Source organism: Bradyrhizobium sp. USDA 4011 (assembly GCF_054063415.1).
Genome location: NZ_JBSSGG010000001.1, coordinates 501735 through 517747, shown reverse-complemented (window position 1 = coordinate 517747; position 16013 = coordinate 501735). Strand labels below are relative to the sequence as shown.

21 protein-coding genes are annotated in these 16013 nt (G+C 64.6%); 11 read left to right on the top strand and 10 right to left on the bottom strand.

From position 1 onward, the window contains the following. Nucleotides 1-53: 53 nt before the first annotated feature. Nucleotides 54-842, bottom strand: a complete 789-nt coding sequence (locus tag ACVW1C_RS02650; protein WP_456757053.1) for a cobalamin-binding protein — start codon at nucleotides 840-842, stop codon at nucleotides 54-56. A 148-nt stretch (nucleotides 843-990) separates the two neighbouring features. On the opposite strand from ACVW1C_RS02650, the gene ACVW1C_RS02645 reads away from it, so the two are divergent. Then, nucleotides 991-1389 (top strand): PaaI family thioesterase, encoded by a 399-nt coding sequence (locus ACVW1C_RS02645; RefSeq protein WP_456757052.1) that lies wholly within the window; start codon nucleotides 991-993, stop codon nucleotides 1387-1389. A gap of 139 nt (nucleotides 1390-1528) precedes the next feature. Continuing rightward, the gene (locus ACVW1C_RS02640) at nucleotides 1529-2152 is read left to right on the top strand and encodes an N-acetyltransferase family protein (protein WP_456757051.1); all 624 of its coding nucleotides are present in this window, start codon (nucleotides 1529-1531) and stop codon (nucleotides 2150-2152) included. A gap of 137 nt (nucleotides 2153-2289) precedes the next feature. Here the strand turns inward: ACVW1C_RS02640 and ACVW1C_RS02635 are convergent, their stop codons facing one another. The 3 genes from ACVW1C_RS02635 to ACVW1C_RS02625 form a co-directional block, all read right to left on the bottom strand. Continuing rightward, nucleotides 2290-2598: a hypothetical protein gene (locus ACVW1C_RS02635; RefSeq protein WP_050401418.1), complete on the bottom strand. Its 309-nt coding sequence runs from the start codon at nucleotides 2596-2598 to the stop codon at nucleotides 2290-2292. An 89-nt stretch (nucleotides 2599-2687) separates the two neighbouring features. Next, nucleotides 2688-2987: a putative quinol monooxygenase gene (locus ACVW1C_RS02630; RefSeq protein WP_456757050.1), complete on the bottom strand. Its 300-nt coding sequence runs from the start codon at nucleotides 2985-2987 to the stop codon at nucleotides 2688-2690. 16 nt (nucleotides 2988-3003) lie between these two features. Beyond that, nucleotides 3004-3687: a DUF2161 domain-containing phosphodiesterase gene (locus ACVW1C_RS02625; RefSeq protein WP_456757049.1), complete on the bottom strand. Its 684-nt coding sequence runs from the start codon at nucleotides 3685-3687 to the stop codon at nucleotides 3004-3006. 137 nt (nucleotides 3688-3824) lie between these two features. On the opposite strand from ACVW1C_RS02625, the gene ACVW1C_RS02620 reads away from it, so the two are divergent. Beyond that, on the top strand, nucleotides 3825-4169 hold the full coding sequence (locus tag ACVW1C_RS02620; RefSeq protein ID WP_456757048.1) for a hypothetical protein: 345 nt from the start codon (nucleotides 3825-3827) through the stop codon (nucleotides 4167-4169). Here the strand turns inward: ACVW1C_RS02620 and fabG are convergent. Then, complete coding sequence (gene fabG / locus ACVW1C_RS02615; RefSeq protein ID WP_456757047.1) at nucleotides 4166-4846, bottom strand: 3-oxoacyl-ACP reductase FabG; 681 nt, start codon at nucleotides 4844-4846, stop codon at nucleotides 4166-4168. The genes ACVW1C_RS02620 and fabG overlap by 4 nt on opposite strands. Nucleotides 4847-4961: 115 nt before the next feature. Here fabG and ACVW1C_RS02610 point away from each other — a divergent pair, with 115 nt between their 5' ends. After that, on the top strand, nucleotides 4962-5678 hold the full coding sequence (locus ACVW1C_RS02610) for an SGNH/GDSL hydrolase family protein (protein WP_456757046.1): 717 nt from the start codon (nucleotides 4962-4964) through the stop codon (nucleotides 5676-5678). A gap of 113 nt (nucleotides 5679-5791) precedes the next feature. Then, nucleotides 5792-5998 carry a hypothetical protein gene (locus tag ACVW1C_RS02605; RefSeq protein WP_038375209.1) on the top strand — a complete coding sequence of 69 codons (207 nt, stop codon included), beginning with the start codon at nucleotides 5792-5794 and terminating at the stop codon, nucleotides 5996-5998. Nucleotides 5999-6098: 100 nt separating this feature from the next. Here ACVW1C_RS02605 and ACVW1C_RS02600 read toward each other — a convergent pair whose 3' ends face one another. After that, nucleotides 6099-6842 (bottom strand): tyrosine-protein phosphatase, encoded by a 744-nt coding sequence (locus ACVW1C_RS02600; protein ID WP_456757045.1) that lies wholly within the window; start codon nucleotides 6840-6842, stop codon nucleotides 6099-6101. Between the two features lie 128 nt (nucleotides 6843-6970). On the opposite strand from ACVW1C_RS02600, the gene ACVW1C_RS02595 reads away from it, so the two are divergent. Next, nucleotides 6971-7282 carry an MliC family protein gene (locus ACVW1C_RS02595; RefSeq protein WP_456757044.1) on the top strand — a complete coding sequence of 104 codons (312 nt, stop codon included), beginning with the start codon at nucleotides 6971-6973 and terminating at the stop codon, nucleotides 7280-7282. Nucleotides 7283-7372: 90 nt separating this feature from the next. Here ACVW1C_RS02595 and ACVW1C_RS02590 read toward each other — a convergent pair whose 3' ends face one another. After that, the gene (locus ACVW1C_RS02590; protein ID WP_176531719.1) at nucleotides 7373-7573 is read right to left on the bottom strand and encodes a DUF2735 domain-containing protein; all 201 of its coding nucleotides are present in this window, start codon (nucleotides 7571-7573) and stop codon (nucleotides 7373-7375) included. Between the two features lie 541 nt (nucleotides 7574-8114). Here ACVW1C_RS02590 and ACVW1C_RS02585 point away from each other — a divergent pair. The 5 genes from ACVW1C_RS02585 (at nucleotide 8115) to ACVW1C_RS02565 (ending at nucleotide 11900) form a co-directional block, all read left to right on the top strand. Further along, a complete protein-coding gene (locus ACVW1C_RS02585; protein WP_456757043.1) occupies nucleotides 8115-9149 on the top strand; it encodes a glutamine synthetase beta-grasp domain-containing protein in 1035 nt (344 codons plus the stop codon). Nucleotides 9150-9346: 197 nt separating this feature from the next. Beyond that, nucleotides 9347-10051 (top strand): GrlR family regulatory protein, encoded by a 705-nt coding sequence (locus ACVW1C_RS02580; RefSeq protein ID WP_456757042.1) that lies wholly within the window; start codon nucleotides 9347-9349, stop codon nucleotides 10049-10051. Between the two features lie 5 nt (nucleotides 10052-10056). After that, nucleotides 10057-10743 carry a substrate-binding domain-containing protein gene (locus ACVW1C_RS02575; RefSeq protein WP_456757041.1) on the top strand — a complete coding sequence of 229 codons (687 nt, stop codon included), beginning with the start codon at nucleotides 10057-10059 and terminating at the stop codon, nucleotides 10741-10743. Nucleotides 10744-10775: 32 nt separating this feature from the next. Beyond that, the gene (locus ACVW1C_RS02570; protein WP_456757040.1) at nucleotides 10776-11594 is read left to right on the top strand and encodes a tetratricopeptide repeat protein; all 819 of its coding nucleotides are present in this window, start codon (nucleotides 10776-10778) and stop codon (nucleotides 11592-11594) included. A gap of 156 nt (nucleotides 11595-11750) precedes the next feature. Continuing rightward, nucleotides 11751-11900, top strand: coding sequence for a hypothetical protein (locus ACVW1C_RS02565; RefSeq protein ID WP_016843021.1), 150 nt, complete (start codon nucleotides 11751-11753; stop codon nucleotides 11898-11900). A 115-nt stretch (nucleotides 11901-12015) separates the two neighbouring features. On the opposite strand, the gene ACVW1C_RS02560 is transcribed toward ACVW1C_RS02565, so the two are convergent. From ACVW1C_RS02560 to ACVW1C_RS02550, 3 genes are read right to left on the bottom strand one after another with little or no spacing between them, the layout of a single operon-like run. Then, nucleotides 12016-12633 (bottom strand): Isoquinoline 1-oxidoreductase subunit, encoded by a 618-nt coding sequence (locus ACVW1C_RS02560; protein WP_456757039.1) that lies wholly within the window; start codon nucleotides 12631-12633, stop codon nucleotides 12016-12018. An 11-nt stretch (nucleotides 12634-12644) separates the two neighbouring features. Then, entirely contained in the window at nucleotides 12645-13169 is a 525-nt protein-coding gene (locus tag ACVW1C_RS02555; protein ID WP_456757038.1) for a (2Fe-2S)-binding protein, read from the bottom strand. Continuing rightward, nucleotides 13166-15940 carry a xanthine dehydrogenase family protein molybdopterin-binding subunit gene (locus ACVW1C_RS02550; RefSeq protein ID WP_456762984.1) on the bottom strand — a complete coding sequence of 925 codons (2775 nt, stop codon included), beginning with the start codon at nucleotides 15938-15940 and terminating at the stop codon, nucleotides 13166-13168. Before ACVW1C_RS02550 ends, ACVW1C_RS02555 begins: the two co-directional genes overlap by 4 nt. Between the last annotated feature and the right edge of the window lie 73 nt (nucleotides 15941-16013).

Genomic DNA, 16013 nt, shown 5'->3' with positions numbered 1-16013 from the left:
GCAGAGAATGGATTGCTTCGTCGCTTCGCTCCTCGCAATGACGGCGGAGAGATTCACGCGCGCTCCGCCCATAACGCCTTGACGATCGCATCGAGCCCGTCCGTCAACGCGGCGGGGCCGGGCTGCAGGATGATCGGCGACTTGATCTCGACGATGCGGTCGTCGCGCACGGCCGGGATGTCGCTCCATCCCTCCCGCTTGCGGATGCGGTCGGGCACGACCTTCTTGCCGCACCAGGAGGCCAGGATGACATCGGGCAACGCCTCGCGCACGGCGTCGGGCGTGACGATGCGATCCTTGGCGGCCTTGTGCACCCGCAGATGCGGTAGCGCGTCCTCGCCGCCGGCGATCTCGATCAGCTCGGACACCCAGCCGATGCCGCTGATCAGCGGATCGTCCCATTCTTCGAAATAGACCTTTGGTGGCGGCGCCGGACGCGGCGTTGCCGCGATCGCGGCCAGCCGTTGTTCGAGGCCTTGCGCGAGTTGCCCGGCGCGCTCGGCGGCACCGACCATCGCACCCAAAGTGCGGATCATGGCGAGAATCGCGGCGACGTCGCGCTGGTTGAAGACGTGGACGGCGACACCGGCACGCACGAGATCGGCGACGATGTCGGCCTGTAGATCGGAGAAGGCGAGCACCAGATCGGGATCGAGTGCCAGGATCTTTGGGATGTCGGCGGAGATGAACGCCGACACCCGCGGCTTCTCGCGGCGCACCTGCGGTGGCCGCACCGCATAGCCGGAGACGCCGACGATGCGGTCCTGCTCGCCGAGCAGATACAGCGTCTCGACCGTCTCATCCGTCAGGCAGACGATCCGGCGGGGAGGGAAGTCACGCATCGAGAACGGTATGCAGACTCGCCAGCGATTGTCACGACGTCCATGACGTCATCCGTACCATTACCTCGGAGGTCATTGCCCGGCCCGATGAGGCAATCCATCATGCCGGCACCAATCTCGAAGAAGCCCGCACAAGCAGGGAGTGCCCATGACGCCGCTCGAAAAGATCCAGTCGATGAAGATGCCGTTTGCGGAACTGAAGGGCGTCACCTTCACCGAGGCCGGCCAGGATCGCGTGGTCGCGAAAATGCTGGTGCGGCCGGACCTCTGCACCCTCCGCAACACCATCCACGGCGGCGCGGTGATGGCCTTCGCGGACTCGGTCGGTGCCGCCGCCACCCTGATCAACCTTCCTGAGGACGCCAAGGGCACCACGACGCTGGAGAGCAAGACCAACTTCATCGGCGGGGCCAAGGAGGGGACCACGGTGATCGCTACGGCGACCCCGGTCCACCGGGGCCGGCGGACCCAGGTCTGGCAGACCAGGCTGGAAACCGAGGACGGCAAGCTGGTCGCCGTCGTCACGCAAACGCAATTGGTATTATGATGGGGCGATGATGTGATTTTCAAATCACAACATTGTTTACTCAAATGAATCTATGCACTTGAATTATATGCTGCGACGCACAATATAGGGACCACTAGGGACTCGACGCCTCCTCGAGGGCTACCAAGAGGAGTATGAAATGAACTATGATTCCATCCGTCCGACGTCCGCCAAGGGCATCGTGCGGACGTTGAGCCAGCAGGAGGAGCTTCCTCTGCTGCGCGATCACCTGTTGCGACTGGATCGTACCAGCCGCCATGATCGTTTTCATGGCTTCATCGACGACAGTTTCATCCGCCGCTATGCCGAGCGCTGTGCCAACGACGGCACGGTCATTATCGCCTATTTCGAGGATGGCGTGGTCCGCGGCGCGGCCGAACTGCATCCACCGGAGCAGTCACCGGATGCGCAGCCGGAAATCGCCTTCAGTGTGGAGCGGTCGGTGCGGCGCAAGGGCGTCGGCAGCACGCTGTTCCGCAAGCTGATCGCAGAGGCGCATGCCAAGGGCTACAGCAGCCTGCGCATCACCACCGGCGCGCAGAACGACGCGATGCGTGCGCTCGCCACCAAGTTCGGTGCGCAGCTGAGCTTCCGTCATGGTGAGTCCACCGGCAGCATCGACCTGACCGAGCAGAATCAGCCTGAACCGGCGCCGGCCGCTGCACCGGTTACGCCGGTCGAGGCCGCGCGGGCGATCGTCGACATGAACCGCGCCTATTGGCGAATGGTGATGCAGATGTCCGGCTGGGGCCGGGCCGCCTGAGCCGATAACGTTTCCAAGCGAACGGGACACCCGTTCGCGGGACGGAAATGCGTCCAATAAGAATCTCAGATCAAACGTAAAAAGGGCAATCCGTTCAGCGGATTGCCCTTTTTCTTTGAGTAACCGGATGTTGTATTTCAGGTGCCGGTGCGCTTGGCGGGCGCGAGACGGCGGACCACGCGGCGCTCGACCACGACCGAGCGCTGCGCGCCCTGTTCGCCGGCGATCACGCGGGTTGCCGTGCCGGTGCGGGCGCTGACGCGCGCGGTCTTCTTCACCTCGGCCAGCACCTCTTCATAGGGCAGCCCCATCAGCGACGACGCGATCTCGGCCTGGGCCTCCACATCATCGGTGATGCCGATGGCGGCGAAGATTGCCTCCTCGAGCGTCGGCGGATCATGCCGCACGCGCCGGGTGCCATACTTGGTATTCCAGTCTCCGCTCATCGCCGCCTCATCTTTGAATCGCGGGAGATACGTAAGGTCCCCAATGTTGCATTGCAATATGAATATGAGATGGCAATCCAGCCATGCAGCTAGAGTCTCTCAATCTTGTGAGCGTCATAAAGTTCGATGGTGGTCGCTGCGGCCGCAAGGGAGTGCAGGGAGCGAACGAAATCGCGCGAGGCGGGGACCGCGAAATGCGCCGCCAGCGCGGCGCGGTCGGCCCATTGCTCGAAAAACACCAGCCTGAGCGGATTTTCGCAGTCGACCTGGACCGCATGCGAGATGCAGCCGGGCTCGGAGCGCGAGCGATGGACATGTTCGAGGCTCAGCCGACGCACCTCGTCGAACGAGTCGGGGCGGGCGGTGACGCTACCGGTGACGACAATCATGATATCCCCCAATCCGTTACGGGGCGGCTTCCGCCCCTGACGCATTGATCGGTTGCTGCGGCCAGCGCTTCAGCGCGGCACGGCCGGCATCGGTCAGGACATAGATGCCGCGCTCCGCGCGATCGAACCAGCCGTAGACATTATGCTGCAGGATTTTGCCGGCGTCGGGAATCTCGGCGCGGAGGTCGCGCACCCGGCGGGGCCCATCCGACAGCGCACAGGCGCAGGCCAGCGCCTGCTGCCGGTAGGCGGTCATGATCGGCGCGCGCGTCGATCCGCCCATGGCCGGATCGCCCTTGCGCTTCCGGTGCTCGGTGATCAGGCGCGAGCGCTTCTTCGGATTGCGGCGCGGTGCCGCAGTCGGCGGCGGCACCAGCACCTCGACGTCGCCGCGGTCGGTGACGCCGAGCATGCCGAAGCCGAGCCGCCGGCACAGGTTGCGATACCGCGCGTCGCTCTCGCGGCCCTTGCCGCGGGCCGACACCTTGGCCGCGATCCACACCTCGTCGGCGGCGGCGGCGCGATCGACCGCCTGCAGGATCAGTTCGAGATTGAAGGCGAGCTTCAGTTCGCCGATCACGACGACAGGCGGATCGCCGCCGCTCAGCGCCACGAGGTCGCAGCCGCCGATCTCGCCCTTCACCGTGAAGCCGAGCTTTTCGAGGAAGCGTTTGACGGGCAGATAAAGCGCGGTTTCCAACAGGCAGGCTCCTGCGGCATCCTGCCGCGACTCAGGTGCCAGCATAGCGCGGAATTGCGCCCGCTGAGGCCGATGGAATTTGCCCAAAGCGCGGCCAGGCGGCTATTATTGGGCAAGGACGGGGCGCAATCATTTTCATGATCCGGAACGGGCTCTATCACATCACCATCGAATTTCTCGACGGCGTCTCTGGTGGCAACCAAGGCGTCATGGTGCTGCGTGACGGCCAGATGCGCGGCGGCGACTCGTTCTTCTTCGCCTATGGCAGCTACACGGCGGCCGACGGCAAGTGGAAGGGCGAGGTCACCAACGAGGAGCATTCGCCGACCTATGGCGAGCGCCCGGTCTGGGAACGCAAGGTGGTCACCATCGGTTTTACCGGCACCTACACCGACGAGTCCGCCGAGGGCGACGGCATGGCGCTGGCCGGCAAGCAGAGCATCCGCTTCAGGTCGAAGCTGCGGCTGCTGGTTGCCGACTAGACCCGCCCGTTGACCGGCAGCAGCGCGCCGGTGACGGCGCTTGCGGCGTCGCTGGCGAGGAACAGGATGACGTCGGCGAGTTCCTTCGGCGTCACCCATTTCGAAATGTCAGCCTTCGGCATCGCGGCGCGGTTGGCGGCGGTGTCGATGATCGAGGGCAGCACCGCATTGACCGTGACCTTGCCCTTGAGCTCCGCGGCGAGCGACTCGGTGAGGCGGTGCACGCCGGCCTTTGACGCTGCATATGGACCCATGCCGGACGCCGCCTGCAAGGCGCCGAGCGCGCCGATATTGATGATCCGTCCGGCGCCCGATTTGGTGAGATGCGGGATCGCGGCATGCGACGTGTTGAACGCGGTCATCACGTTCATCGCGAACATGCGCTGCCAGGTCGCGGGATCGCCGTCGCTCACCGCCTCGAAGGTAAAGCCGCCTGCGATATTGATCAGCCCGTCGAGCCGGCCGAAATGCGCCGCGGCCTTGTCGATCGCGGCCGTCGCCTGCGCGGTGTCGGTGAGGTCGACATTGCCGAACTCGATACGATCGGCCGTCGCGGCAAGCTGCGAGGCCGCATGATCGATGCCGGCAACGCGCGCGCCGCGCGCCAGGGCTTCCTCGGCGACCACCTTGCCAAGCGCGCCGAGCGCGCCCGTGATGACGATGGCTTTTCCGTTCATGGCGCTCTCCGTATCAGCAACAGGTTGCTGCCCACTATGATCAGGCGGATTTCATTTGCAATGCTGCCAATTTCGTCTCCTACTGCGCGCATTCATCAATTCATTCACCTCAAGGATGTTTGCGATGCCGACACCAAGGCCGTGCGAAACCCATCTCGAACTCGTCAAGTTCAGCTACGGATTGCCGCATCTTGCGCAGGCGCTCAAGCGCGACCGGAAGGTCAAGATCGTTGCCCTCGGATCATCGTCGACCGCGGGAGCCGACAAAATTCTCCCATTTCCACCACGGCTGGAGATCTTATGGCGAAGCCAGAAGCAGTCCTTCGGCCGGATGATCGACATCATCAACCGAGGGATCGGCGGGCAAGAGGCGCCGGAAGAGTTCTCGCGCATCGAGTCCGATGTCATCGCTGAAGCACCGGTGATGGTGATTTGGCAGGTCGGCACCAACGCCGTGTACAGGAACTACAACTTCGATCAGGTGCAAGCGACGTTCGAGGCAGGACTCGATGTGCTCGCCGGCCTGCCGCTGGACGTCGTGGTGATGGATTCCCAATACACCCAGGCAATCATCGGCGCGCCGGACGTGCTCAAGCTCGCCAACCAGTTCATGCCAATGATCGCCGACGTCGCTGCAAGCAGGAAAGTCAACCTGTTCCGCCGCTTTGCGCTGATGAAGCAATGGGTCGCTGCCGGAATTCCGCTCTCCGAACTCGACGATGGTGCACAGGAGCATCTCCATACGAGCGAGTGGGCGACCGATTGTGTCACGCAAGCGTTGCTCGGTGCGATCAACGATGCGGTGGCACGCAGCGCGAGCACGTCGTCTTGACTACGTAAGACTACGGAGCTGGGCCAGTTCGATAAAATTTGCGGCAGTTCCGTAAGTCGTTTTCAGAACCCTTTGCTTAGAAGCGGAACTCCGATCAAGTCAGGGGAATGCGAATGGGAAATCTTCCGGATCACGGTTTACCGCTCGTTCAGCTTAAGGAGCAGCGGCGCGATCTCGTGGTGGCGCTGCAAAACCGCAACGGACCAGTGGGCAGCTGGGAGCTGATGCAGATCGCGGCGATCCAGCAGGCGATCTCGGCGTTCGAGGATGTGATCGCCGATCTCGACGCGGAGCTCGAGCTCGAGGCCGCGGCGGCCTGAGCTTTTTTCAGTTTGGCCGCGTTTTCTTCACGCGAACCGGTGTCCATCCCGCATCACGTGCGGGACCGGTTTCGCTCGAAAACGCGCTCGCGTAAATTGATCAGGCCTGCAGATAGCGGCCCTCAAGCGCCTTGCGCTCGGCCGGACCGAGCCCGAGGCCTTCGCGGAAATAGCCGTCGAGGCCGCCATAGTCGGCATCGATCGCCTCGAACGCCGCCTCGAGAAACGCCGCGCGTACGGTGCCGAGCACCTGCTTGACGTCATCGGGCAGCTCGGTGCTGTGGGCCGGGTCGCGCTTATAGAACTGGTTGGTCAGGAGATAGTCGTCCGCGATCACCTGATCGGACACGCCGAGCGCGTGCAGGATCAGCGCGCAGGCAAAGCCGGTGCGATCCTTGCCGGCGGTGCAGTGGATCACCAGCGGAGCGCGGTCCTCGAGCAGATGGGCAAACAGCGTGCGATAGCGCGGCGTGTTGTCCTGCACATAGCCGCGGTAGGAATCCCGCATCACATCGATCGCATCGGCTTCCGATAGCTGACGGGTGCTGGCGATCGCTCGCAGCGAGGCAACCACCGTCGGCTCGACCGGAAGCGAATGCACGGTCACGTCGCTCATGCCGCACAGCGCCTCGGCGCGCTCGGCGACGCCGCGGAAATCGAATGCGCTCTTGACCCCGAGCGAGCGCACCACCGCGACGTCCTGCTCGGTGAGATGCGCAAGATGGTTGGAGCGGAAGATCTGCCGCCAGCGCACCGTCCGGCCATCACGCGTCTGGTAGCCGCCCAGGTCGCGAAAATTGCTGGCGCCGGCGAGGTTGAGGTGACGGGCAGGGGCTTCTGACATCGGGCGGACCTATTGCAGCTGATGAGGTCTTGGCGCAGGAATCCTGGTGCAGGAATCCTGGCAGAGGAAATCCTGGCGCAGGAGTATGGGCGCAGACAGGTCTATAACCGGCCCCTCGGGGGGAGAATATGACTTATCGCGGAGGCGCCATTCTTGTCGGCGCAATTCTTTTCGAGATTTCTGGTTCCTCGGCAGCGCCGGCGCAGTCCGCCTTCCGGAATTATCACTGCGCCGACGGCACGCAGTTCATGGCCGCGTTCTTCAACGGGGACACCCGCGCGCATCTGCAACTCGACGGCAAGGCGGTGACACTGACAAAGCGTCTGTCGCTGACGGGCACGCGCTACAGAGGCGGCGGCGTCACGCTCGAGATCACCGGGGCCGGATTGACGAGGCTCCGGCATGCGCAGCGGCCAGTGACGGCCTGCGAGCTGGCATGAAAAAAGGGCCGAAACGCTTCGTTCCGACCCTCTCTTACTGCTCTGTTGCTATCTGACGTTTTTGCGCCACGCCTCGCTGCCTGATCGACATCAGTGATCGCGGCTCGGTTTGGCATCGTCGATGGCCGCCTGATGGTACCAGCTCTCGCTGCAGGCCGAGGTCGCGACCTCAGCGGCAAGCTCGCGCGCCGTCCGCATCTCGCCGTAGCGGCGTCCGCCGAGAGCCGCGCGGCCCCCAGCCGGGAATTGATAGATCGTTGCCGATCCCTGATTTTGGCCCGTCGTGATCATCTCAAAGTCTCCTGTGGCCGGAGCGAGCCTCCATGGTGCGCCCGACTCATTCGCGTGTCGTTACCGTCATTTTGATATCGGTCCGGGTTCAGTAGGGTGCAAGTTGACCAAGAAATGGTCATTCACTGTCTAATTCGTGTGCAAATCCCGGTTTGCATCCTGCGAGGCAGGATGCAGCTGACCAACGCTTGGGCCGAGCGGAAGGTTGCTCGGCGCCCGATGGTTGGACACGAACTGTCACATGGCGCTGCCGCCGCATTAATCGGCGGCGGACGCCGTAGCTGAATTTGCTGCAGAAACGAGCGGCGGATGGCGCTGAGAGAAGATTTTGGCTGACCGTGACGCATGCCAGCTGCGCTGCTTTGTCGCAGCTAAAAATGCGATGTCCGCTGTGAACATCCGCGGGCCCGGCGGGTGCCGCAGTGCAGCGACTGGCATTTTAATTGCTTAGTAAGAGCCGGCCGATGGTGGCCGGGTACGCGTGCGGCGGCCGACTGGCTTTCGGTTCCTCACGGTTTTGCATCATCAACAGAGAGGTTCAATGACCAAGTACAAGCTCGAGTATATCTGGCTCGACGGATATACGCCGACGCCGAGCCTGCGCGGTAAGACGCAGATCAAGGAATTCGCGTCGTTCCCGACCCTCGAACAGCTCCCGCTGTGGGGCTTTGACGGTTCGTCCACCCAGCAGGCTGAAGGCCACAGCTCTGACTGCGTGCTGAAGCCGGTCGCCTGCTATCCCGACGGCGCGCGCGAGAACGGCGTGCTGGTGATGTGCGAAGTCATGATGCCCGATGGCAAGACGCCGCATGTCTCGAACAAGCGCGCCACCGTTTTGGATGACGAAGGCGCCTGGTTCGGCTTCGAGCAGGAATACTTCTTCTACAAGGACGGCCGCCCGCTCGGCTTTCCGGAGCAAGGTTATCCGGCTCCGCAGGGTCCGTACTACACCGGCGTCGGCTACAAGAACGTCGGCAGCGTCGCCCGCAAGATCGTCGAAGAGCATCTCAATCTGTGCCTGCACGCCGGCATCAACCACGAAGGCATCAACGCCGAAGTGGCGAAGGGCCAGTGGGAATTCCAGATCTTCGGCAAGGGCTCCAAGACCGCCGCTGACCAGATGTGGATGGCCCGCTATCTGATGCTGCGCCTCACCGAGAGCTACGGCATCGATATCGAATTCCATTGCAAGCCGCTCGGCGACACCGACTGGAACGGCTCGGGCATGCACGCCAACTTCTCGACCAAGTACATGCGCGAAGTCGGCGGCAAGGAGTACTTCGAGAGCCTGATGAAGGCCTTCGACAAGAACCTGATGGATCACATCGCCGTCTACGGGCCGGACAACGACAAGCGTCTGACCGGCAAGCACGAGACCGCGCCGTGGAACAAGTTCAGCTATGGGGTGGCTGACCGTGGTGCGTCGATCCGCGTGCCGCACTCCTTCGTCAACAATGGCTACAAGGGTTATCTGGAAGACCGCCGCCCGAACTCGCAAGGCGACCCCTACCAGATCGCTTCGCAGATCTTGAAGACGATCTCCGAGGTTCCGACCGGCGCCAAGGCTGCGGCTTAAATGGCCGCGGACTAAGCAGCTATCGGACCCGGATGGAGCCATCCGGTACCGCAATCGGGTCCGCCAGGGCGACTGCCTTGGCGGACCTTTGCTTTTTAACGACAGTCTTTGCGGCCAGCTTGCCGCCGAAAGCGGTTTCGCTGCGTTATGAACCGCGCTAGACAACGGTGATATCTTGGCTGCCGGGGACACGGCGCTTGTTTGAGGGGTTTTACAAGGTCCGGTTCGAGCTGGGCGGCGCCGTTGGCCGCAGCGTGATGTATGTCGGCGACGGCAAGATGCTCGGCGGCAACTCGGCCTTCGCCCATATCGGCACCTATCAGAAGGCCGGCGACGAGGTCGCGGTCGAGATCCAGACCGTCCGCCACAACCCCGATCCGAATTACCGCGCGATGGCCGGCACCGATGACGCGACGCTACTCGCAAGGGGCCGGCCGGACGGCGAACTCTACCGCTTCAAGGGCGAGCTGAAGGAATTGCCTGGCGTGCCGTTCCAGTCGGTGATGACGCCAATCACCGAGGCGGACATCCCGATCGCCGGCGGCGTCGGCGAGGGCGGCATCATCAACGGGCTCTATTCGATCCACATCCGCGTGCTCGACGGTGTCGACGGCAGCCTTACCGGAGTGATGCTGCTGAACAACGGCCGCATCCTTGGCGGCGATGCGTTCTTCTACTACCTCGGCACCTACACCTCCGAGAAAGGCCGCTGGAAGGGGCAGATCCTCAATCAGGAGCACACCTCGGCGATGGGTGAGAACCCGGTCTTCGGCGGCCATGAGGTCGGCATCGGCTTTGCCGGTACCTGCGACGCGGAGGGTGCCGTGCTCGAAGCGACGGCGCTTGCCGGCAAGCGCAGCCTTCGCCTCACGGCCGCGCTCAAGCTGATGCGGCGGGCGTAAGCGGGATGGACAATTCGGTTCGCGTGCTCTCGACGCTAGCGCTGAAGGGTGCGGTCGCGCGCCTTGCCGCGGCTTACCAGGCGGCGAGCGGCGTGCGGATCGATGCCGATTTCGCGCCGACGCTGGCGCTGCTCGAACGCCTGCGCGGCGGCGAGGCCGCCGATCTCGTGATCCTGACCCGCGAGGGCCTCGACGAGATGACCGGCGAAGGCCGCGTTGCGCAGGAAAGTGTTGTCGATCTCGCCCGCTCCTACGTCGGCGTCGCCGTGAGGGCGGGCGCTGCGCATCCCGACATCGCGACCGAAGCCGCATTGCGTGCGGCGCTGCTCGGCGCGCGGGCGGTGGCCTATTCGCGGCTCGGCGCCAGCGGCATCCTGTTCGCGCAGCTGATCGCGCGTCTCGGCATTGCCGAGGCGATCAATGCCCGTGCGGTAATCATTCCGGCAGGCTTTACCGCGGAAAGGCTCGTCACAGGCGAAGCCGACCTTGCGATCCAGCAGATCAGCGAGTTGAAGCAGATCGATGGCATCGAAATCGTCGGGCCAATTCCCTTGGGTTTGCAGACGCCGGCGGTGTTTTCCGCGGGCCGCACGGTCGCTTCAAAGCGCGCAGCGGCCGCCGATCATCTGCTGCGTTACCTCGCGTCGGCCGATGTCGCGCCGGTGCTGCGCGAGACCGGGCTCGAGCCTTGAATTTGTCCACACTGAGACGCAACCTGCCAATCATGTTCAGACCTCTCCCTGCAATCGTCCTTGCCGTGGCGCTGGCCGCACCTGTGCTGGCCCACGCGCAATCGGCCGACCTCGTGCTGTGCGACCGGCTCGCCGCCGATCCCACTGATCCCGACAAGCCGGCCGACGCGAAGGGCGTGCCCGAAATCGCGTCGGCGGATATCGCGACCGCGATCAAATATTGTGGGGTGGCGGCAAAATCGTCGCGCCGCGCGATGTACGAGCTCGGCCGTGCCTATGCCGCCAACCGGCAAACCGCGGAAGCAATGTCGGCCTGGCGCAAGGCGGCCGACAAGGGCTCGACGTCGGCGATGGTCGAGCTCGGCGTGCTCTACGGCAATGGCACCGGCGTCGCCAGGGACGAGGCGCAGGCGCGCAAACTGTTCGAGCGCGCGGCGCAGGCCGGCAACGCGCGCGGCGTCAGCAATCTCGCCGCCCTCGGCGGCAGCGTGGCGTCCGACCCGGCACGTGCGCGCGAATTGCTCGCCAAGCCTGCCGAGACCAATGCGGAGGCGCAGTACCAGCTCGGCATGATGCTGGCTGAAGGCAAGGGCGGCGCGCAGGACGATGCCGGCGCGCGGGCGTTGTTCGAGAAGGCTGCCGCGCAGAACCATCCCGGCGCTCTGGAGCGGTTGGGCGCCTTCGCGCAAGCCGGCCGCGGCGGACCGAAGGATAGCGATGCCGCAAAAGCCTATTACGAACGGGCGGCCGCGCTCGGCGATGAGGATGCCAAGAAGGCGCTGGAACGCGCCCGCTGCCCGTACGTAATCAAGGACAAGCGCGGCAATGCCGTGACCAATCTCTGCTTCTAAAGCGTTTCCGAGCGAAGTGGACACCGGTTCGCGTGAAGAAAACGCGTCAAACAAGAATCTAGAGCTTCGGTTCTGATTCACTCAGAACCGAAGCTCTATAGGAACGCTCGCGGTCGTATGTCGTTGACATGCGACAGGCATTGGTGAGGCGATGTCATGATCCGCAAGCTACGTTCCGGCGAGTACCGGCTGTATTCCCGCAAGGTCAATCCGAAGACCGGCAAGCGCCGCAATCTCGGCACCTTCAAGTCGCGCGCGGCGGCCGAGAAGCACGAGCGCGACGTGCAGTACTTCAAGCGCCACTAAAGCGCGATGAGATCAGGTTGAATCGTCATCGCGCTTTAGCTCTTTGTTTGAGCGTGATCTTTTCGGAATACCGCTTCGCACTTTTCCGGATCATGCTTTAGTTCGGACGCTGCCGCTAGGGCGCCGGGCAGGCCGCGCCGGTCTTCACCCAGGCCTCGACCAAGGCGCCGGCCTCTGCTTGCGTGCCGGGTGCCGGCGAGCGGCCGAAACCGGGATGCCAGGCCCAGCCGACCAGCGTGTCCTTACCGATATGCTCGATCAGATCCTCGACCTTGCGGCCGCCATTGCGCGCGGGGTCGCGGATTTGCTCGCAGATCTCGCCGACGGTCTTGCCGGCCCAGGCCATCTCGCGCGGCGCGAGATGCCATTCCGGGTGACCCGGCACCCGGCCCGGATCGAAATTGGCGTGCTGGTGGCAGATCGAGCAGCGCATGGCGGCGGTGCCATGGCCATCGGCGCCGCGCGTGACCGGTGGTTGGTGCATGCGGCTGATGTCGCCCTGCCGCGGGCTGTCGCCGGCCGGGTGGCAATTGGTGCAGCGCGGATGGGTGAGCACCTTGCCGAGCTCGGTGAAGATCGCCGCGGAGCGCTGCTCGATGTTCTCGATTCCGGCAAAGCTTTCCGGCGAGGCTAAGGCGTGGCTCGCGCTCTCCGACGCCGCGTAGCCGGCACACAGGCTGGTCGCGAGTGCCGTCAGCACTGCAACGATCCGAAACCGCGTTTCCGATGTCATCGCTCGCGGGCTCACTTGTTGGCCGTCAGATAGCGTTTGGAATCGGCGAGGATCACGTCACGCACCGCCTGATGATACTTGATGTAGCCGGTGCAGCGGCACAGATGGCCATCGAGCGCTTCGGCGATGATTGTCTCGAGCTGGTCCGGCGCGACCGGCGTCTTCGCCAGCCGTTCGAGCAGCACCTGGCCCTCGTTGAGGAAGCCGGCGGTGCAATAGCCGCACTGGAAAGCGAAGTGGTCGATGAAGGCGCGCTGCAACGCGGAGAGCTCGCCGTCCTTGGCGTGGCCCTCGACGGTACGGATCGCCATGCCGTCGAAATTGGCCGCCGGCACCACGCAGGTCGGGCTGGTGTAGCTGGTGCCGTCGGGGTTATCGATGATGACCGCGCAGCTCAGGCATTGCGCGGCGCCGCAGCCGAACTTGGTACCGGTCATGCCGAGCATTTCCCGAAGGAAATCGTTCATCGAGAGGTCGTCGCGGACCTCGATCGGGCCATGCTTCCGGCCGTTGATGGTGAGGTTGAGCGTCGTCACGCAAGCGCTCCCTTGAGCAGACTTGTTGTCACCGGCAATGAGCGGAAGCGGTGGCCGGCGGCATCGTTGATGGCGTTGAGCAGCGCCGGTACGATCGGGATCATCACCACCTCGGCCATGCCCTTCGGCGGTTCGTCCGGCGTCAATGGCGGCAGCATCTCGATCTCGAGATCGTGCAGCGGCAGGTCGGAGCCGCGCGCGATCAGGTATTGGCCGAGATTCCACTGCCCGTTGCCGGGCCCGCCTTCGAATGGCGGCAGGGTTTCGAGCAGCGCGTAGCCGACGCCCATCGCAAAACCGCCATGCGACTGACCCAGCACAACCTCGGGCACCAGCGCCTGGCCGCATTCGAACACGCTGTAGGCCTTGGCGATCCGCAGGATGCCGGTCGCGCGCTCGATCTCGACACGCACCAGCGTGCCGCACATCGAGGTGTAGGCGGTGCCGATCCGGTTGTTGTCGGTCGGTGGAAACTTGACGCTGACGCGGTCGATCCGCTCGAAACGGCCGCGGCCGCGGCGGATCGCCAGTGCGTCGATCTCGGCGCGGTATTGCTCGCCGAACAGCGGAAAGCGCGCGCGCGACCAGGCCCAGCGCGAGAAGCTGTGCGCCACCGCGCCGGTGACGAAGCCGCGCGCATGCGCGGTCGCGGCAAGCATTGGCAGCGGCAGCGGCGCGAGATCATCGAGCACGAGCTGGCCGTCGTTCCAGCGCGCTTTGTCCCATTGCCGGGCGCGGGGATCGCCCTTGCCGATGTGCCAGAGCTCGAGCGCGGCCGGCCACAAGCCGAAGCGGAAGATGACGCGGGCGGCTTCGGCCGAGGAGTGCGTGCCGACATGGGCGCCGATCGAGGCGCTGGTGGCCGAGCTGATCGCGGGGACCCAGCGCGGATTCTTCTCGGCGAGATCCTGGGTCTTCTGATCCATCGTGTAGGGATCGCCCGAGGTGACGAGCCCGAGCGCCTCGTAGCTGTCGACCCGGGAGACCGCGACCTCATCGGCGATGGCGCCGAGATGGCCGGCAACGCGGTTGGCAAGCGCGGTGCCGATGCCGTTGCCCATCTCGACGTGATCGCAGAAGATCGCGATCCGTCCCTCGGGATCGATCTCGACCCGGCCGAGCGAGCAATCCGCGCCCGCGCCGTAATCCTTGGTGACGCATGCGACGCCGGTGCCGACCAGTTGTCCCTCCGATGCCTTCAGCTTGAACGCGGCGCGCTGCTGCCAGATCGGATGCTTTTCGAGCTTGTCGAGGATGTCTGACGTGCGCACCGACACGATGTAGGGATTGCCGGTCATGGTCCGGCCGTTCTGCTTCAGCGCGTTGTTGCGGCGGAACGCGATCGGATCGACCTTGAGCTCGCTCGCCGCCTCGTCGATCAGCACCTCCAGCGCGGTCATGGTCTGTAGCGTGCCGTAGCCGCGCATCGAGCCCGCGGTGACGCCACGCGAATGCAGCGCCACGGTGGTGACGTCGACCTTCGGGATGTCGTAGATGCCGATCGCCGCGGTGGCGGCGACGGTCGCGACGTTGGCGGAGAAGTTGGCGAGCCCGCCGCCGTCGAGCACATGGTCTGCGGCGAATGCCGTGATCTTGCCGCTCTTGCGATCGATGCCGATCCGCGAGCGCATCTTGATCGGGTGGCGTTTGATGCCGCCCTGGAACTGCTGGTAGCGGTCGTGTGCCAGCCGCACCGGCCGTCCCGGGAAGAACATCGCCGCCAGCGCCACGTAAAGCACGAACGGGGTGTGGTCGCGGCCGCCGAAGCCGCCGCCGACATGGGCGAACTGCGCGTTGATGTGCGAGGGGCGGAAGGGCGGGCGGGCCTTGCCGAGCATGAAGGCGATCGACTCGGTCGCCTCATAGGGCGACTGCACGCCGAGCACCAGTTCGAGATTGCCGCTGTTGTCGCTGTACCAGGCGAGCCCGCTCTCCGGCTCGAGGAACATCGGATCGACCGACTGGGTCTCGAACTCGCGGTCGAGCACGAGCTGTGACGGATCGTCCTTGGCGAGCTGGGCGCGGATCGCTTCGCCATGGATTGCGGCCTTGGCGTAGTCGGCCTTGGTCTCCTTGGCGAGCGGCAGCCAGACCGGCAGCGCTGCGTTCTGGATACGGCTCGGCGAAACCCAGCCGGCCTGGATCGGCGAATAGATGTCGGGCGCCTCAGGCGTGGCGCCGGCGACGCGGGTGAAGCGATAGGCGCCGTAGTTCGGCAGGATCACCGGACCGGTCTCGTCGCCGAACTTGACGAAGCCGACATCGCGCAGCGCGAGGCGTGCGCGGTCGAAGGCGTCGAACTGCTCGAAGATCAGCAGCGCGACCGGCTGCCCGAGATAGAGCGGTGTGGTGCCGACCGGGCAGAACAGATCGCCGGTATAGAACTCCGGGACCCGCGTGCCGATCCGGTCGAGATCGGCCGACGTCACGACGACCGAGGGCTTCGCCGGACCATCGAGCCGGGCGAAGTCCATGCCGGCATAGACATGCGTGGCGTCGTTGGCGCGGACCAGGATGGCGTGCGAGGTGGTCGCAGGCCAGCCCGGCATGTCGACGGCGCGAAAGTCGGAGGCGTAGAGCTTTGCGCCGGTGACCTTGGCCACCCCGTCGACCCGACCGGCGCCCTTGACCGCCGGATTGAAATGGCCGCGCCCGGGAAGTGTCTCGCGGGTCGCGAAGGCCGGTTCCTTCGCGAGCGCCAGATGCGACAGGCTGACCGAGATGCCGCCTGCCGACAACCACTTCACGAAGTCGCGCCGCGAGGGCCGCATGGTCTGATCTCTCATCAACGCTTCGGCGGCTGATCGCGCCGCGGTTTATAAACTGACAAAATACACGCTGCAG

What these genes read in the sequence shown, in the direction of transcription:
- ACVW1C_RS02650 (WP_456757053.1), bottom strand. Translation starts at nt 842, where the DNA reads ATGCGTGACTTCCCTCCCCGCCGGATCGTCTGCCTGACGGATGAGACG.
- ACVW1C_RS02645 (WP_456757052.1), top strand. Translation starts at nt 991, where the DNA reads ATGACGCCGCTCGAAAAGATCCAGTCGATGAAGATGCCGTTTGCGGAA.
- ACVW1C_RS02640 (WP_456757051.1), top strand. Translation starts at nt 1,529, where the DNA reads ATGAACTATGATTCCATCCGTCCGACGTCCGCCAAGGGCATCGTGCGG.
- ACVW1C_RS02635 (WP_050401418.1), bottom strand. Translation starts at nt 2,598, where the DNA reads ATGAGCGGAGACTGGAATACCAAGTATGGCACCCGGCGCGTGCGGCAT.
- ACVW1C_RS02630 (WP_456757050.1), bottom strand. Translation starts at nt 2,987, where the DNA reads ATGATTGTCGTCACCGGTAGCGTCACCGCCCGCCCCGACTCGTTCGAC.
- ACVW1C_RS02620 (WP_456757048.1), top strand. Translation starts at nt 3,825, where the DNA reads ATGATCCGGAACGGGCTCTATCACATCACCATCGAATTTCTCGACGGC.
- fabG (WP_456757047.1), bottom strand. Translation starts at nt 4,846, where the DNA reads ATGAACGGAAAAGCCATCGTCATCACGGGCGCGCTCGGCGCGCTTGGC.
- ACVW1C_RS02610 (WP_456757046.1), top strand. Translation starts at nt 4,962, where the DNA reads ATGTTTGCGATGCCGACACCAAGGCCGTGCGAAACCCATCTCGAACTC.
- ACVW1C_RS02605 (WP_038375209.1), top strand. Translation starts at nt 5,792, where the DNA reads ATGGGAAATCTTCCGGATCACGGTTTACCGCTCGTTCAGCTTAAGGAG.
- ACVW1C_RS02600 (WP_456757045.1), bottom strand. Translation starts at nt 6,842, where the DNA reads ATGTCAGAAGCCCCTGCCCGTCACCTCAACCTCGCCGGCGCCAGCAAT.
- ACVW1C_RS02595 (WP_456757044.1), top strand. Translation starts at nt 6,971, where the DNA reads ATGACTTATCGCGGAGGCGCCATTCTTGTCGGCGCAATTCTTTTCGAG.
- ACVW1C_RS02590 (WP_176531719.1), bottom strand. Translation starts at nt 7,573, where the DNA reads ATGATCACGACGGGCCAAAATCAGGGATCGGCAACGATCTATCAATTC.
- ACVW1C_RS02585 (WP_456757043.1), top strand. Translation starts at nt 8,115, where the DNA reads ATGACCAAGTACAAGCTCGAGTATATCTGGCTCGACGGATATACGCCG.
- ACVW1C_RS02575 (WP_456757041.1), top strand. Translation starts at nt 10,057, where the DNA reads ATGGACAATTCGGTTCGCGTGCTCTCGACGCTAGCGCTGAAGGGTGCG.
- ACVW1C_RS02570 (WP_456757040.1), top strand. Translation starts at nt 10,776, where the DNA reads ATGTTCAGACCTCTCCCTGCAATCGTCCTTGCCGTGGCGCTGGCCGCA.
- ACVW1C_RS02565 (WP_016843021.1), top strand. Translation starts at nt 11,751, where the DNA reads ATGATCCGCAAGCTACGTTCCGGCGAGTACCGGCTGTATTCCCGCAAG.
- ACVW1C_RS02560 (WP_456757039.1), bottom strand. Translation starts at nt 12,633, where the DNA reads ATGACATCGGAAACGCGGTTTCGGATCGTTGCAGTGCTGACGGCACTC.
- ACVW1C_RS02550 (WP_456762984.1), bottom strand. Translation starts at nt 15,940, where the DNA reads ATGCGGCCCTCGCGGCGCGACTTCGTGAAGTGGTTGTCGGCAGGCGGC.